The following is a 992-nucleotide window of genomic DNA, read 5'->3' on the forward strand; positions in this document are numbered from 1 at the left end:
CACTATAAGGAGTAGTCATGTCGGAATCACGACGGAAGTTCGATCCCGAGTTCCGTGACGGCGCGGTGCGGCTGGTGTTGGACACGGGTAGGCCGGTCGCCGAGGTGGCCCGTGAGCTGGGGATTAACCCTGGAACCCTGGGCAACTGGGTCGCGAAGCAACGCGAGCACGGCAGCACCGATGGTGCCTGGGCTGATCCGGCAGCCGAGGTCAAGCGACTGCGGGCTGAGGTTGCATCGCTTCGGGCGGAGCGTGATCTGCTCAAGCGATCAGTGGTCCTGTGGGTAGAGGAGGCGACGAAATGAGTGTGGCCGGATTCATCGCCGACCAGAGGACCGATCACCGGGTGCCACACACGATCACCTGCGCCCTGCTCGGGGTGAGCCTGTCCTGGTTCTACAAGTGGATCACCCGAACGCCCACGGCCCAGCAGCAACGCCGAGGAGCGCTGGATGCCGCGGTTCGCGAGCGGTTCCAGGTTTCCGGCGGCACTTACGGGTCTCCACGCGTGCACGCGGATCTGGTCGAAGCCGGGTGGCGGGTCAGCGTGAATACGGTCGCTGACTCGATGCGTCGACAAGAGCTGATCGCGCGGAAAGGTAAGCGGTACAGGGGTTTAACTCGTCAGGACAAGTCCATGCCGAAGATTGCGGATCTGGTCCGACGTGACTTCACCGCATCGGGGCCGAACCAGAAGTGGTGCGGTGACATGACCCAGATCCCCACCGGTGAAGGGCCGCTCTATATGGCCACGGTCATCGACCTGTACTCGCGGCGACTGCTCGCCTGCCCGGTCTCGGAACACCCGGACGCGGCCCTGGCCGCGGATGCGATCAAGATCGCCGCCACGGTCCGGGGCGGCCGCGAACAAGTCGAGGGCGTGATCTTCCATAGCGACCGCGGCTCGACCTATACGGCCGGCCTGTTCACCAAGCTGTGCCGGGAAAAACTCGGTATCCGGCAGTCGATGGGACGGGTCGGATCGTGCTTCG

Annotated in this window: 2 protein-coding genes; both read left to right on the top strand. The window is 64.4% G+C overall.

The window, feature by feature from the left end; all coding sequences use genetic code 11:
* The first annotated feature begins 17 nt into the window (after positions 1 to 17).
* Positions 18 to 305: a transposase gene (locus AD72_RS22035; RefSeq protein ID WP_031468451.1), complete on the top strand. Its 288-nt coding sequence runs from the start codon at positions 18 to 20 to the stop codon at positions 303 to 305.
* Positions 302 to 992, top strand: a 691-nt coding sequence (locus AD72_RS22040) for an IS3 family transposase (RefSeq protein ID WP_031468452.1), incomplete at its 3' end; no start/stop codon positions are given. The genes AD72_RS22035 and AD72_RS22040, both read left to right, overlap by 4 nt.

The organism is Sciscionella sediminilitoris, assembly GCF_000737195.2.
Taxonomy (GTDB): domain Bacteria; phylum Actinomycetota; class Actinomycetes; order Mycobacteriales; family Pseudonocardiaceae; genus Sciscionella; species Sciscionella sediminilitoris.

Coding starts and splice junctions, on each gene's coding strand:
- AD72_RS22035 (WP_031468451.1), top strand. CDS start 18: ATGTCGGAATCACGACGGAAGTTCGATCCCGAGTTCCGTGACGGCGCG.